This window comes from Coprococcus sp. OM06-34AC, assembly GCF_003462545.1.
In the GTDB taxonomy this organism is placed as follows: Bacteria; Bacillota; Clostridia; order Lachnospirales; family Lachnospiraceae; genus Coprococcus; species Coprococcus aceti.
Genome location: NZ_QTZF01000006.1, coordinates 82,826 through 97,759, shown reverse-complemented (window position 1 = coordinate 97,759; position 14,934 = coordinate 82,826). Strand labels below are relative to the sequence as shown.

General features: G+C 44.8%; 11 protein-coding genes and 1 other annotated feature (1 of these 12 running past the window's edge). Of the genes, 9 read left to right on the top strand and 2 right to left on the bottom strand.

Features of this window, described 5'->3' with window-relative positions; all coding sequences use genetic code 11:
* Positions 1-25 precede the first annotated feature (25 nt).
* From DXB91_RS10805 to DXB91_RS10780, 6 genes are all read left to right on the top strand, one after another.
* On the top strand, positions 26-919 hold the full coding sequence (locus DXB91_RS10805) for a hypothetical protein (RefSeq protein WP_117875103.1): 894 nt from the start codon (positions 26-28) through the stop codon (positions 917-919).
* Between the two features lie 593 nt (positions 920-1,512).
* Positions 1,513-1,737, top strand: coding sequence for a hypothetical protein (locus DXB91_RS10800; RefSeq protein ID WP_015534264.1), 225 nt, complete (start codon positions 1,513-1,515; stop codon positions 1,735-1,737).
* Between the two features lie 33 nt (positions 1,738-1,770).
* Positions 1,771-3,219 carry a polyamine ABC transporter ATP-binding protein gene (gene potA / locus DXB91_RS10795; protein WP_015534263.1) on the top strand — a complete coding sequence of 483 codons (1,449 nt, stop codon included), beginning with the start codon at positions 1,771-1,773 and terminating at the stop codon, positions 3,217-3,219.
* Between the two features lie 14 nt (positions 3,220-3,233).
* On the top strand, positions 3,234-4,034 hold the full coding sequence (locus tag DXB91_RS10790; RefSeq protein WP_004850757.1) for an ABC transporter permease: 801 nt from the start codon (positions 3,234-3,236) through the stop codon (positions 4,032-4,034).
* Entirely contained in the window at positions 4,034-4,825 is a 792-nt protein-coding gene (locus DXB91_RS10785) for an ABC transporter permease (protein ID WP_055146251.1), read from the top strand. The genes DXB91_RS10790 and DXB91_RS10785 overlap by 1 nt, the downstream gene beginning before the upstream one ends.
* The gene (locus tag DXB91_RS10780) at positions 4,822-6,393 is read left to right on the top strand and encodes an extracellular solute-binding protein (protein WP_117875105.1); all 1,572 of its coding nucleotides are present in this window, start codon (positions 4,822-4,824) and stop codon (positions 6,391-6,393) included. Before DXB91_RS10785 ends, DXB91_RS10780 begins: the two co-directional genes overlap by 4 nt.
* A 125-nt stretch (positions 6,394-6,518) precedes the next feature.
* Here the strand turns inward: DXB91_RS10780 and DXB91_RS10775 are convergent, their stop codons facing one another.
* Positions 6,519-7,160 (bottom strand): phosphoribosyltransferase, encoded by a 642-nt coding sequence (locus DXB91_RS10775; protein WP_022217543.1) that lies wholly within the window; start codon positions 7,158-7,160, stop codon positions 6,519-6,521.
* 55 nt (positions 7,161-7,215) lie between these two features.
* Positions 7,216-8,286 (bottom strand): pyridoxal phosphate-dependent aminotransferase, encoded by a 1,071-nt coding sequence (locus tag DXB91_RS10770; RefSeq protein ID WP_117875107.1) that lies wholly within the window; start codon positions 8,284-8,286, stop codon positions 7,216-7,218.
* 186 nt (positions 8,287-8,472) lie between these two features.
* On the opposite strand from DXB91_RS10770, the gene DXB91_RS10765 reads away from it, so the two are divergent.
* From DXB91_RS10765 to DXB91_RS10755, 3 genes are read left to right on the top strand one after another with little or no spacing between them, the layout of a single operon-like run.
* Positions 8,473-12,039 (top strand): DUF5717 family protein, encoded by a 3,567-nt coding sequence (locus tag DXB91_RS10765; protein ID WP_022217545.1) that lies wholly within the window; start codon positions 8,473-8,475, stop codon positions 12,037-12,039.
* 33 nt (positions 12,040-12,072) lie between these two features.
* Entirely contained in the window at positions 12,073-13,998 is a 1,926-nt protein-coding gene (locus DXB91_RS10760) for a DUF5716 family protein (RefSeq protein ID WP_118017957.1), read from the top strand.
* Between the two features lie 7 nt (positions 13,999-14,005).
* Complete coding sequence (locus tag DXB91_RS10755; RefSeq protein WP_117549702.1) at positions 14,006-14,842, top strand: hypothetical protein; 837 nt, start codon at positions 14,006-14,008, stop codon at positions 14,840-14,842.
* A gap of 61 nt (positions 14,843-14,903) precedes the next feature.
* Positions 14,904-14,934 (top strand) — a binding site (T-box leader) (it continues 186 nt past the right edge of the window).

Here is a 14,934-nt window from a genome sequence, read left to right as displayed (position 1 = left end):
ATGTTCAAAAATGGGGTGAAGTCGTATGAAGATAAAATATGACAGGCGCGTAATGCGTATAATTCTGATCACCGCGGTGGTGGTATCTGTTCCTACACTTGCAGGAATGATCTGTGGTGTGTTTTTTGATGATGTTGTCAGTACATTTTGCGATGTTATGATGGTGACCAGCGTTATTACATTTTGCCCTATGGCTGGTTTGTGGCTTGCCTACCTGGACGCATGGCTGTACCTGAGAGAACTGATCAAGGCCGGATATGAGGTCCCAGACGACAGAAGGAAATATAATTGTGTGCTGGAAAATCTGCCGAGAGAACGAGAAGATTATTGCATCGTTGATGGAAGGGACAGGGATAGCGTGATATCAGCATGTATCACGGCTGCATGTGCACTTTGTTTTGCGGTGGTGGTCATAAAGTATTATGTAGGGTGGTGGCGCTGGCTCCCCGGAGTGTCGCTTCCTGGAATATGTCTGTGTATTGTTGCTGTATTCTGGGTGGCTGGGGCAGTTGTATATTATAGGCAGTCTGACAATAGAAGATATAGAGGAAGGCTTGAACCAGTCGATGACAGAAAGGTAAGGACCTATCTGTTTAAGAAGATAATGACTGTACTTTTGGCTGGCTTTGTATCCGTGATTTTTGATCTGGCTATGTTTTCTGCGGCTGGTTACATGGCCAAAGCGCAGGTGGAGGCGGATGTTGAGAAGGTGAGATACGAGGTCGCTGGTATCGGCGATGTATCTCGTGACGGTCAAGATGGAACATACCAGCCAGGAGAGATAGACACGGACAAGCTGGGCATAGATTTTCGGATGAAAGACGGACATCTTGAATGGCAGTCAGAGCACGGGCAGATGAAGCTTACGTATGTATATACATGGAAATATGGGAAAACGGAAAGAAGTATCATCAGATGATTTTTGCGTAAACTTGTGCCTGTTCAGGCATAAAATCCCTCTCGTAGAACATAATAATAACAAGTTGTAAAAGGGATGTGTGTGGAGGTTCGGCATGACAAAAGCGGCAAAGATATATCTGGTGGTTCTCATATGGCTGTCAGCACTGGTGCAGTTGGCGGTACTTCTGATCTAGAATTTATTAGCTATTATTTGAATAGCGATTCGGATTTGACGGATTCAGTAAAATGTGACTGCCTCTTGAGTCATTCCGGAATTGTTCAGAATGAAATAGCAGGTAACGACCTGTTTTGTTAAAGAATTAAATGAAAATATATATCATTACCAATGATTATATGTTAGAATAAATCGACTTTGTTTCAAATTGCAGGGATGCAGCCGCGAATATGCGGAATGTTTGGAGACAGGGTCGATTTTTCTGCATAAAATGCAGAATGATCTTCATGGATTTTGGGAAAAATAGGAAGTCTGTTAGCTATTTTACCCTGGATACCGTGCCTTAAAATGTATCTCGACATGGAGAGGCAGGTGGATAGGGCTACTAACCGTGATCCATGCCATCACCCGGTATCATAAAGGGGTTTTTTCTTAACATGTTTTTGATTCCCCGACAGTATGAGGGCAAGATAAAGTTGTGCTCATGCGAGGAGAGCTATCAGATAGGCTTTTCGTTATTTGCTCCCCGGGCTGGTGAGATATACAGCAGTGATACATGGAGCGTGGATTTGTTGTCCGCTGACGGCGGGGCGGTCGCTCTTGTCGTCCATTTGGAATGGCAGATGACAAATGCGCTTTGTTGGGGCACTGTAAGTAAGTGACGGAGTATGTCATGATACTTAAGGAGGAAATAAATGGAAAAAAACAACAATAATTCCAACAATATCATTGAATTGAAAAACATTGTCAAGACCTATGACAATGGATTCACAGCAGTTGACGGCTTTAACCTCGAAGTGAAGAGAGGCGAGTTCGTCACGTTCTTAGGCCCTTCAGGCTGCGGAAAAACCACGACACTTAGAATGATAGCAGGATTCGAGATTCCTACTTCAGGAGAGATATTACTGAATGGACAGGATATCAGCAAGCTTCCACCAAATAAGAGACCTATCAACACGGTCTTTCAGAGGTATGCGCTGTTCCCACATCTGAATATCTTTGACAACATAGCATTTGGCCTCAAGCTCAAGAAGCTTCCTAAGGCAGAGATCGTGAAGAAGGTCAAGAAGGTCCTTGAAATGGTTGACCTTGAGGGCTTTGAGGACAGAAAAGTCGCCACGCTTTCGGGTGGACAGCAGCAGAGAATAGCTATAGCGAGAGCTCTTGTCAATGAGCCAGAGATACTTCTTCTGGATGAGCCTCTTGGCGCACTGGATCTCAAGATGAGAAAAGAGATGCAGATAGAGCTCAAGGGAATGCATGACAGGCTGGGAATCACTTTTATCTATGTAACACATGACCAGGAGGAAGCACTCACCATGTCAGACAAGATAGTTGTCATGAGCGAGGGTGAGATACAGCAGATAGGAACTCCTGAAGATATATATAATGAGCCAAAGAATGCATTTGTTGCGGATTTCATAGGCGAGAGTAACATCTTCAACGGAATTATGACGGGCAAGTTAAAGGTAAGATTCTGTGGTGCAGAATTTGTCTGTCTGGATGACGTGGAGATTGGAACAAAGGTGGATGCCGTAGTAAGACCGGAAGATGTGATGATCACTACACCTGAACAGGGCGCTGTAAAGGGAGTTGTGACATCTGTTGTGTTCAAGGGTGTACACTATGAGATCACCGTTGAGTCCGGAAGGAATGAGATAGTTATTCAGACCACAAAGTCCGCCAAGGTTGGAGACAAGGTTGGCCTCAATGTTGAACCTGATGGAATACACATCATGATATCGGAGACTGCAATCAACAAGATTGAGAGCTCAGTCAATAGAAATTATGCCCTCGGCGTATTTGACGGTAAGGTATCATGCGACCTCACGGAGATCGTTCCGGGTTCAGCCATGAAGGATGGCGTGCTGGTGGATGCAAATGGTGAGGCGATAGACCGTGAGAAGATCAAGGTAATAGTATCTATACTTCCAGAGGATATCGACATGAGTGATGACGAGGAAGCTGGTATAATCTGCGGACATATCATCAATCTTATATATAAGGGAGACCACTACAGCTATGTGGTGAGAACTGACAATGAGGAGGACTTTATCGTGGATGACGAGTACCTGTGGAACATGGAGGACAGAGTCAGCCTGATAATTCCAGAGGATAAGATGAAGTTTTCACTTAAGAAATAGATGGAGGGATGAACATGAACGGCTTACGTTTTTCAAGAAAACAGCTGGGCATCCCATACGCATTATTTCTCATATGCTTTGTAGTTGCACCACTGTTTGTAATTATTTATTATGCCTTCACCAACGGCGAGGGCAGGTTTACATTTGACAATCTGACGGGATTCTTTACCAGCCCGAACACCATAGGTACTCTGGCATACAGCTTTTTGCTTGCCATAGCGACTACTTTGGTGTGTCTGCTGCTGGCATATCCGATCGCATATATACTTGCGAGAAGTGAGATGAAAAGGAAATCGGTAATTGTCATGATGTTCGTGCTCCCGATGTGGATCAACTTCACACTGAGGATCACAGCACTCAAGGAAGTGCTCACGGTTATAGAGGGCAATCTGGCATTCCACCCGTTTCTCAATTCGGTTATAGGAATGACATATGATTTCCTGCCATTTATGATACTTCCTATATACACAACCATATTGAAGCTTGATGGCAGTCTTATGGAGGCTGCTGTGGATCTTGGGGCAAATAGCTTCCAGACATTTGTCAAGGTCACACTTCCGCTCACCGTTCCGGGAATCGTCAGCGGAATAGTTATGGTATTTTTACCATCTATGACTAACTATGTTGTGCTTGACATGCTTTACAACAGCACATACATCATGGGTAGTCTGATAGGAAGCTACTTCTCAGCATACAACTGGAACGGCGGTTCCATGATAGCACTCGTCCTTCTTGTGATAATACTTGTATTCACACTTGTGACAAACAAGTACACGGATGACGACGGTGGAAGCAGAGGAGGTGCGTTGTTATAATGAAGAAATGGTCTAAGATTATATTTATATGCATTATGCTGCTTCTCATATATATGCCTATACTGATACTGGCTGTGTACAGCTTTACGACATCGGCAAATATCGGAAGCATTCACGGATGGTCGCTCCACAATTATGTGACTCTGTTCACCAAAGATGAGCTGAGGTCAATGATCGTTGGAACTGTTCTTCTGGCTGCCGGTTCAGCACTGATAGCAACCATTCTAGGAACACTCGGTGCCATAGGTGCTTTTTATTCAAAAAAATGGGCTTCAGCATCGATAAATGCCATGAATGAGGTGCCTGTTGTAAATGCAGATGTTGTGACAGGTTTCTCTATATGTATACTGCTCATAGTTGCATTCGGCATGAGCAAGGACAGCTATGTTCCGCTTGTCATCGGCCATGTGGTTTTGTCGGCACCTTTCGTATATCTGTCGGTAGTGCCAAAGCTCAAGCAGATGGACAGCAGTCTGTATGAGGCTGCGTTAGATCTGGGAGCTACACCTTTCCAGGGACTCACAAAGGTAGTGATACCTCAGATACTTCCGGGTATTATCTCGGGATTTGCGCTGGCTGTTACACTGTCACTGGATGATTACTTCATCGCGACATACACCAAGCCTGCGACATTTGACACCATAAGTACTTACGTTGTAAATGCGACAAAGGGTTCACAGACGGAAGTTAAGACAGCCCTGTGGGCGCTCTCAACAGTCATTTTTGCACTGGTTGTCATAATCGTTGTGGCTATGAATGTGGCCGGAAGAAAGAAGGAGGTGGAGCGATGATAAGACATATATGTTTTGGACGTTCGATTTCCAGAAAGCTGGCGGCAGCAGTCATGGCTGTTTCATTGCTTGCCGGACAGATGCTGCCGGTAATGGCAGCGGAGGATATAGGAGATGCTGCTTCTGTCAAGAGTGACGGCGCATCTGCTACTGAAAAAGAGGTCACTCTCAGGGTGTGCAGCTGGGAAGAGTACATTGACGAGGGTGGCTGGGATGAAGACGAAGCCCTGGAACTGGACAATGGAACAACTATATTTGGTGAGAATTCCATGGTGGAGGATTTCGAGAACTGGTATTACGAGAATTATGGTGTGAAGGTGAATGTTCAGTATTCGTGCTTCGGCACCAATGAGGATCTCTATAATATGCTGACTCTCGGCGATGTGTATGATCTTGTATGTCCTTCGGAGTACATGATCATGAAGCTTATGTCTGAGAACAAGCTTGAGCCTTTATCTGATGGCTTTTTCGATGAGAACAACGACAAGAATTATTATATAAATGGTGTGTCGCCATATATTCGAGATACATTTGAGACTCATGAGATAAATGGTGAGACCTGGAGCAAATATGCGGCTGGCTTCATGTTTGGAATTACGGGAATTCTGTACAATCCGGAGAAGATGACTGCTGACGAGGCGGGAACATGGACAGTCCTCAACAACCCTAAGTTTGCAAAACAGATCACCATAAAAGACAATGTCAGAGATTCCTACTTTGCCGCAGTCGGAGCACTGCAGAGAGACAAGCTGATGGACACTGAATTCAGGGCTCAGGATGATTACTCAGAGCAGCTCAAGGATATCATGAACGATGTCAGTCCTGAGACTATAGCAAAGTCACAGGATCTTCTTCAGGACATAAAGGATAATGTGTATTCATTTGAGACTGACAGCGGTAAGGCAGACATGATAACAGGAAAGGTTGTCGCGAATTACCAGTGGTCAGGAGATGCAGTTTATGCCATGGATCAGGCTGAGGAGGATGGTGTGAAGCTTGACTTTGCGGTCCCTGAGGAGTGCACAAATCTGTACTTTGACGGATGGGTCATGCTGAAAAATGGAATAGACGGTGACGCTGACAGAAAGCAGGCGGCCGAGGCGTTTATCAACTTTGTGTCAAGACCTGACAATGCAGTCCGCAACATGTATTACATTGGTTATACCTCAGTCATAGCAGGTGGGGATGACGATACGGTATATTCTTATCTGGATTACACTTATGGTGCAGAAGATGACGAGGAGGATGTTGTTGATTATCCACTTGGATATTTCTTCACAGGGGACAACTCAGATCCTGACTACGTTCTCAGAGCTCCTGCGGAACAGGTCAACAGACAGCTTGGGGCTCAGTATCCGTCACAGGACGCCATAGAGAGAAGTGCGGTCATGGAGTATTTCGATGAGGATGCCACCAAGGATATCAACCAGATGTGGATCAACATCAGATGCTACAATATCAAAGATGTGCCGATATGGGCATGGTTTATTGTGGCAGCGGTGATCGGTGCACTGGCCGGAGTGATCGTATATCATAAAAGGTCAAAGAAATTTTATCTTGGAAAATAGAATAATATAAAATAAGCGGCTGCCTTGATGGTGTGTGGTTTTCGGTAAGAAAGGCCATATGCCATCGAGGCAGCCGTTTTAGTTTATGTGAGCGGCGAGGGAAAGGTTGTGTTGTTTCTGTGGTATTACAGCATCGAATAACCATAGCTGTTGACAATGGCTTCTATCTTCTTGCCGGCCTTACACATAGGGCACTCGTCAACGGAATAAGAAGCATAGTCGTCGATATCCTTCTTGCTGAACAGAGAGTGAACCTCGTGGCCTGCAACCTCGTCTGTAGCTGAGAAGATAGCTGATATTCCTGAGATGCTTCCACCGTAGTATTCAATACATTCGATGCTCTGCTTGATTGTCTTGCCGGTGGTTGCCGATGCAAGGAGAAGGAGAACGTTCTTGTTCTTGATCATTGGCTGAAGGTTGTCACGGAATATGAGCTGGCCTGAAGAATGAACCTCAGGTGTCATGATGTATATGGTCTGGTGCTGGTTCATGGACACGATACCGTTCTCTGTGAGGGCATTTGCAAGGTAAGCACCGATAACCTCTGTTCCGTCCATGCAGACGATGGTGTCAACGATCGTTGTTGCAACATACTCTGTAGCCATGGATTTGGCAGCAGCGAGAGCCATCTTTCTTCTGCTTTTGATGGTTGTCATATCGATGTATCTGTTGATGTGGGAATGGTTAGTTGCAAAATGTCCGTCAACTACTTTGATGTCCAGTGCATTGTTATAAGACGATGTGATCTTGGTTGTCATGTTTTCCATAGTTTAAATTCTCCTTTTCTATTATTATGTTGTCTGTAAATAAAACAGTAATTTCCTAGACTATTTCCAGCACGGTGTTGACCAGCAGGTCATCCTGTTTTGGATTCATAAAACAGAATCTTATGTATTTGTTGTCAAGTCCGCCTATATCAGCACAGCTTCGTATATAAAGACCCTTTGGCATGCAGTAATCCACCACATCACCCGCGGAAATAGCATCCCTCAGGATACGGATCAGTATGAAGTTGGCGGCCGGTTTGTACAGCTTGATCGACTTGTGGGTGGACAGTGCCGAGTACACAAGGTTGCGCTCGGTTCTGATGAGCTCTCTTGATTCGGCAATGTATTTTTCGTCGGTGAACATGGCGACTCCGGCGGCCTCCACAAGCTTGCCTATCGCAAATGGCAGTCCGGTGATCTCAAGTGTTTTCTTGAGAACAGGATTCGATGTGATCATATATGCCAGCCTGAGTCCGGGAACTGCAAAAAATTTCGTTGTGTTTCGCAGCACGATAACATTCTCGTATTCCGATGTGAGAGGAATGGCAGAATTACTCTCCAGATCATCAACAAAATCCATGTATTCCTCGTCAACGACCATGGTTATGTTATTGCCATCGCATATCTTGGCTATAAATTCCAAAGACTCTGCATCGATTATCTGTGATGTTGTACCATTAGGATTCGATATAAATATAATATCGATGTCCTCTGACAACTTCGATATAAAATCTGCGATGTCGAGGGTGAAATCCTCCTCCTCAGGTGTGGAGTAGTAGATTATCTCACAGCTGTTCATAGAGAGCAGCTTTTCGTAATTCTGTGCTCCAGGTGTTATCAGGATAGCTTTCTTAGGCGAGGTAAATTCGCACAGTATCTTGACAAATTCATAGGAGCTACCGCCGACGATTATGTCGTCTGTCTTTGCTCCGGAGTATGCGGATATGGCCTCCTTTAATTTCTTTGTGTTGTGATCAGGGTATACTGATAACTGACTCATGTTGTCTGCAATAGCTTTAGTAACAGATTCGGGAACTCCCAGTGGATTCATGTTAAGATCTGCACGAACAGTTTCGACCTGACTGAGGAGATTCTCTGTTTTTAGATTGATAACCCCATTTTTCATAAAAAAACCCCTTTTTCAGTTGTTTTAAGTTATTTTTCTGTATATATTGTTTAAAAAGAGACAATATTTTGTTATAATCTGAATATATGTCTTTTTGTCAATTATACCGATTGGAAGCTTCAAATACAACCACTATGAGTGATTTTTGACAAAAAGACAATAGAAATAGATACAGGAGACCAGACGATGAAGGGAATAGTTGAACAGTATGCTCGTGGTGAGTTTAAGGTTGACAGACCAGCGGTAGCCATATCAGTCAGCAAGATAGAATTGAATATCGAGGCGGGAACTGTGTATGATGGAGAGTTTACAGTGGATTCTTCAAACAGTTGTGCAGTGAAACTGATGGTATACGACAGCCGCTATATACTGGATTTCAAGAGTCACACATTTGTGGGCAGGAAGAACAGAGTCAGCTATTCATTTGACGCCCGAGGAATCGAGCAAGGCAAATCCTTCAAGGGTCATATAAATATAATCACTGATGGGGGAGAGTTTATCATCCCTTATCATATAGCTATAGTCGCTCCATATATTCAGGTCGAGGGTAAGAAGCTCGAGGATCTGTTCCAGTTTGCAGCATATGCAGAGGAGAACTGGGAGGATGCCATAAGGATATTCGGAAGCGAGGATTTTGTGCGCACTTTTATAGGCAGGGATGAAAAGCTTCAGAGGGTGTATGACACACTGGGAATGTCACTGTCCATAGGACAGGCCATGGAGGAATTCCTTGTGTATACACACAAGAAGAGGGCACTCACACTGTCCGTGGCTCAGAACGATCTGCTGGTTGAGATGCCATCCGAATTGGTCAGGGCATCGGTTACGATCACCAAGAACACCTGGGGCTACACGAATACCAAGATAGCATCGGACTGCGATTTCCTCATACCTGAGACCAGCGTGCTGAAGTGGAACAGCTTCGATGGCAACACATTTGACCTCAGTTTCCTCATAGATCCGCAGAAGATCCATGATGGGGAGTCATCGGGTTACATTTATATATGGAACACGTATCAGAATATGAGAATACAGGTGAGCATCAGAAAGCCTGAGGTCATCAAGATGACTCCAAAGAGCAGGCAGACGAGATTCACCATCAAGAGGGCGGAGGAGGCTCTGATCCGTGCATATATTGACTTCAGAACGGACAAGATCGATCTGAAGAAGTACATAGCGGAGACCAGGGATGCCCTGAATACCCTTATAAAATACAGACCGGAGTATGGAATGTACAGGCTGGGACTGCTTCATATGCAGATTCTGGAGGGACACACAGAATTTGTCGAGCAGGAATTCCTGAGAATAGATGCGGACGCCAATTTCACCAGCATGGAGGACATGGAGAAGTGTTATCTCAGTTACCTGAAGTCGCTTCTGCGCAGGGAGAAGTTCATCATAGACAGAACTGCTGCCATGGTCAGAGAAAGATTTGAGGCAAATGACAAGAACAGGCTGTTCTATTTCTGGATACTGTTATTTGTGGATGTGAATTATACAGAGGACAAATGGGTTCTCTACGAGGATATACAGAAGCTGTTTAACTCAGGTGTAAACAGTCCGGTAATATACTTTGAGATATGCGACATGTTCAACAAGCAGCCGCTCATGATGAAGAAGATCGCACCGCTTGAGATCGCAGCCCTCAGATGGGGCATGAGAAATGAATTTGTCTCAGAGGATGTCATCGTGGAGTTTGTCAAGACTGCTTCGAGACAGAAGGATTTTGACGAGCAGGCATTTAAGATGCTTGAGCAGATATACGATATGAGGCATGACAGGACGACTCTGGATGCCATTTGCGGAATACTGATCAAGAATAAGATGTACGATCCGTGTTATCACAGATATTACAGTGACGCATCGGACAAGGATCTCAAGTATGTTGGTCTGAATGAATGCTTTATCAGGAGCATGGACAAAAACCACTACGATGAGATACCTGAGGCCATACTCAGATATTTCAGTTACAAGAACGTTTTGACGGACGAGGAGCTGGCGTATATATATGCAAATGTCATCATGAACAAGGAGAACCAGAAGTCTGTGTACAGGGATTTTGTCCCTGCCATTGAGCGTTTTATGGAGAAGATGATACTTCAGGGGAATGTGAGCGATGACCTGACAGTCATATACGATGAATTCCTTGATCCTGATACGGTGAAACCGGAATTTGCCACAAAGCTCATCAACATAATCTTCAAGAGAAAGTTCGTGTGTGATAATGAGAATATAACACACATACTGGTATCCCACAGTGAGCTTGGCGGAGAGGTCAAGGTTCCGGTGGTTAATGGTGAGGCATATGTAGAGATAATATCGCCGTCTGCCATAGTCACACTTCTGGATGACAACGGCGGCAGATATGTGAGCACCGTACAGTACAGAATGGAGAGGATCGTAGACGAGAGGAGCTATCTGGACATTTGTCACGAGTACAGTCCAAGGGATTACAGATACCTGTTGTTCCTCTACAACGATATAGATATATTTACACACAGGGATGCAAAGGAGATAAATCTTGCCAGAGATATCGCACTCTGCCCTGAGGTGAGCTACAGGGTGAGACAGGAAGCGCTTACCCATATGGTTGAGTATTATCATGAGAATTTCGATGCGGACATTCTCGGAAAATATTTGTCCAAGATAGATCTGGATTACGTGGATCCTTCATATGCTTCCAGGATAAATACATATTATATAGCTCTGGATATGTATGAGAATGCATTTGAGGGAATGTACAGATTTGGCTATGTGGATGTGGATATAGATGAGCTGATCAAGATAGCCGAGTTTGGAATCGATGACAAGAGATACGATGAGAGCAGGCTGCTCATATCCATATGCGTGTATATATACAGGAGAGGGTACGCCGGACAGAAGATACTGTCATATCTCATCAACAATTACAACGGATCACTCGAGGAGATGGCAAATCTCTTCAAGTCGGTCAATTCAAATTACAGAAATATTGATATGCTGTCTGAGAACATACTCGCACAGATGATGTTCGCGGACGGATATATAGAGTCCATATACGATATATTTGAGGTGTACTATCGCGGCCGCAGCCGAGGCATGGTGGTGAAAGCTTTCCTCAGATATTGCGCGCACCAGTATTTTATAAAGGATCAGAAGATCCCTTCATATATAATGGAGGATCTGTACAAGGAGATCGCCAAGGGCAATATAAAGGACGAGATATCCAGAATGAGCCTGCTGTATTATTTTAGCAACCGAAGTGGACGATACACTGAGGAGCAGCAGGAATGGATCAAGGCAAATGTAAAACAGTTTATAGAATACAGCAAGATACTTCCGTTCTTCAGAAAATTTGAGTCGATCGTAAAGCTGCCAGGGGATATGAGATTCAAGACATATGTCATATTCAAGGGTGAAAGCGGAAAGCAGGTATGGGTCAGCTACAGCTTTGGACAGGAGAGCAGCAGTATGGCAAACTACAAATCCGAGAGGATGAATGAGATAATTCCGGGAGTGTATGTTAAGGAAGTTGTCGTATTCCACGGAGAGTCGCTTGTCTACTCCATCGATGGAGTGGTTGGAACTTCAGTCGTGGTTGAGAGCGACATACTCAAAAATGAGACATTCCATAAGGATGGAAGCAGCAGCTTTGAACTTATCAATAGCATGCTGGTTAGCCAGGAGACAAGAAATGACCATGAGCTCATACAGGCAATGGACACATATCTGTACAACAGCCATTTCTTCGACGCCAATTTGATGTTGCTTTAACTTTTTGATTTTTCACAAGGAGGGGCATAATTTATGTCTGACACACAGTTATATCTGGGTCTGGATCTTGGCCCGGAATATACACAGCTTAGTTATTATAATGTTGACACGCGGGAGCCGGAATCGGTGTACCACAAGGAGGCGAGGGATACATATATGCTCCCTAACATCATGTTCTACAGCGCGTACAACAAAAAGTCGGATGACGGACAGAGTGAAGCTTACAAGTTCATAGATCTGGCTGGCTGGTGTGCAGGGGCGAAGGCTTCAGCCTGCAGGTTCGAGGAAAATGGAACGGTTGTGGATCAGGTGTATGAGCGTACCCTGAGAAATGAGAATATAGAAGTTGCGGGGCGTAATTATAAGGCGGGAGATCTTCTTGTGAAGATGATGATACTGCATATAAGACAGTTTACCGAGCAGTTTGAGAGTTTTGTGATAAAGAAACTGACAGTCACAGTGGCTGACACAGATCCGCGCATCATAGCTGCAGTCAGAGGACTTAAGTCGGCACTCCGTCTGACCCATGACCAGTTTAATATAGTGAGCCATCTTGACAGTGGCCTGTGCTATATATTTGCACAGCCTGAGCCGCTCAGGAATAACAGCGTGGGACTGTTTGATTTCGGCAGGAGCGGGCTGGATTTTTACAGGATAGATATGACAAGGAAATATCCTTTGATAGTGACCGTTGAGCATGTGAACTTCCATGACAGGATGAACATGAAAAGATTTGGAAAATACCATGAGGATATGGATGAGGCATTTGCGGATATAGTTAAGGAATGTATGTCACAGGTGTTTATATCCTCTGTATTCCTCACGGGAATAGGATTTGCTGACAACTGGATGAAGCAGTCGGCGGCGGTCCTGTGTCAGGGCAGAAGGGTATTTGTTGGACAGAATATATATACAAAGGGTGCATGTTACAGATCGCTTGGCGGTGTGTACACGGAGGCGCTCAGCAGATATTTTATAGATACGGAGCAGACGGTCAAGACAAATATCGGAATAAATCTCATGGATGAGAAAAAGACATTTTGGCCGATAGCATACGGCGGGCTTGAGTGGTTCAACACCCGCGGAAGCATAGAGGTATTCCTCGACAACACAAGAAGGATACAGATTGTATACCAGGACATACTGACTGAGGAAGAATGGCGGGAGACTGTGGAGATATACGGACTTCCGGCGAGACCAAAGAAGACGACAAAGCTGTCGATATCCGTGGAGTATTATGGTGCGGATAAGGGCGCCATAGTCATCCGTGATCTTGGATTTGGAAGTTTGTATCCTACCACAAATAAGATATACAGAAAAGAATTTGACATAGGAGCCATCAGGAGAAAGCATGCGGAGAAGCTTGAGGCGGCGCGAAGGGAAGAGGAGCTCAGGATACGCATGGGTGACACCGAGGAACTGAGAGGCGAAGATCCGGCGGTGGAGCATGGTAATGCAAAGACGGTGGAAGCCGAGCCGGAGGTACATGAAGAGCCTGTGGTATATTACGGAACAGCGTCACCTGTGGAGCCGGAGACTGTGGAAGAGCCGGATGATTTCGGAACGGAAGCAGAGGATGTTGTGGAAGAGATTGACGACGATGCGGGGGATATGACGGAGGCTGAAGAGTTAGAAGATGATGCGGTCTCTGATCCTGAGAACATTTCAGATGAAATTGATGATGACGAAACGGAATCAGTGGATGCTGCATATGAGGTAGATGATGACGAAACGAAATCTGTGGATGCTGCATATGAGGTAGATGATGACGAATCAGAATCAGATGACATTACAGACGATGCAGATGACAGCGAGACTGAGATCGACGAGTCAGAGCCGGACGATGAAGAAACCATAGATGAAGAGGATCTGGATGACGAAGATTCCGATGAGTATGAGCAGAGTGCGTTCAGCATCCCGTCATACCTCAGAGGACAGCATTTTGATCCGGGAGAGTGATACACATATGAGTGGAATTATTATTTGTAAGACAAAGACAGCGGACAATCCGTACACATTCCTCAATACGAAGATAACCATATATTCATATGAGGAGCTGTGCTACTACATATTCAACAATATGGTGCTCATAGGTAAAGACGACCTTGCGGACAGACTCAGCAACTGGCTGAGAACGGCCATAGACATGGAGGATCTTGCGGACAAGATAGACGCGCTCAATGCCAAGAATGCGTATATCCAGGATATCATGGTGGAGATACTTACATTTGGTGAGTTCTACAGCAAGGATGAAGTGAAGGAATTCATGGACGAGTGCAAGAGGATCAGGACTCTCAAGCCGTATGAGCTGGACAAGAAGAGAGCTGACAGCTACATGATGTACAAGCATTACATCAAGGCTGACGCCATATACGATGACATCATAGAGTACAAGGAGTCACATGGTGAGTACGATGAGTTCCTTGGAAATATATATCACAACAAAGGCGTTGCGCTGGCGGGCAATCTTCAGCTTGAGGAGGCAAAGGATGCTTTCATCAGAGCATTTGCGCTGAATAAGAACAATGAGTCATTGATAGAATACTTCTGTGTAATGGCGGTGACGGTGGACACGGCGACACTCCAGAGGGAGATAAGAAAGCGCGGTATGCCGGCCGGATTCCTGGACGATCTGATGAACGAGATCGCTGATTCAAAGGAGGATGTACATGAGATGTCCATATACAACAAAGTCCAGAAGGCTGTGTACAACAGAATGCACGGCGACATAGAGGACTATGACAGGCGTATGAATTCCATCCTGAGTGCACTCAAGGATCAGTTCAGAAACCAGATAGGATGACTTTGTGCTTGACGTACAGCCAGCCTATGTTGTACTATCACAATGAATAAAGAAGATATATGCAAATGCTGTGACGAAGAGGAGTAGCATGT

Coding starts and splice junctions, on each gene's coding strand:
- DXB91_RS10805 (WP_117875103.1), top strand. CDS start 26: ATGAAGATAAAATATGACAGGCGCGTAATGCGTATAATTCTGATCACC.
- DXB91_RS10800 (WP_015534264.1), top strand. CDS start 1,513: ATGTTTTTGATTCCCCGACAGTATGAGGGCAAGATAAAGTTGTGCTCA.
- potA (WP_015534263.1), top strand. CDS start 1,771: ATGGAAAAAAACAACAATAATTCCAACAATATCATTGAATTGAAAAAC.
- DXB91_RS10790 (WP_004850757.1), top strand. CDS start 3,234: ATGAACGGCTTACGTTTTTCAAGAAAACAGCTGGGCATCCCATACGCA.
- DXB91_RS10785 (WP_055146251.1), top strand. CDS start 4,034: ATGAAGAAATGGTCTAAGATTATATTTATATGCATTATGCTGCTTCTC.
- DXB91_RS10780 (WP_117875105.1), top strand. CDS start 4,822: ATGATAAGACATATATGTTTTGGACGTTCGATTTCCAGAAAGCTGGCG.
- DXB91_RS10775 (WP_022217543.1), bottom strand. CDS start 7,160: ATGGAAAACATGACAACCAAGATCACATCGTCTTATAACAATGCACTG.
- DXB91_RS10770 (WP_117875107.1), bottom strand. CDS start 8,286: ATGAAAAATGGGGTTATCAATCTAAAAACAGAGAATCTCCTCAGTCAG.
- DXB91_RS10765 (WP_022217545.1), top strand. CDS start 8,473: ATGAAGGGAATAGTTGAACAGTATGCTCGTGGTGAGTTTAAGGTTGAC.
- DXB91_RS10760 (WP_118017957.1), top strand. CDS start 12,073: ATGTCTGACACACAGTTATATCTGGGTCTGGATCTTGGCCCGGAATAT.
- DXB91_RS10755 (WP_117549702.1), top strand. CDS start 14,006: ATGAGTGGAATTATTATTTGTAAGACAAAGACAGCGGACAATCCGTAC.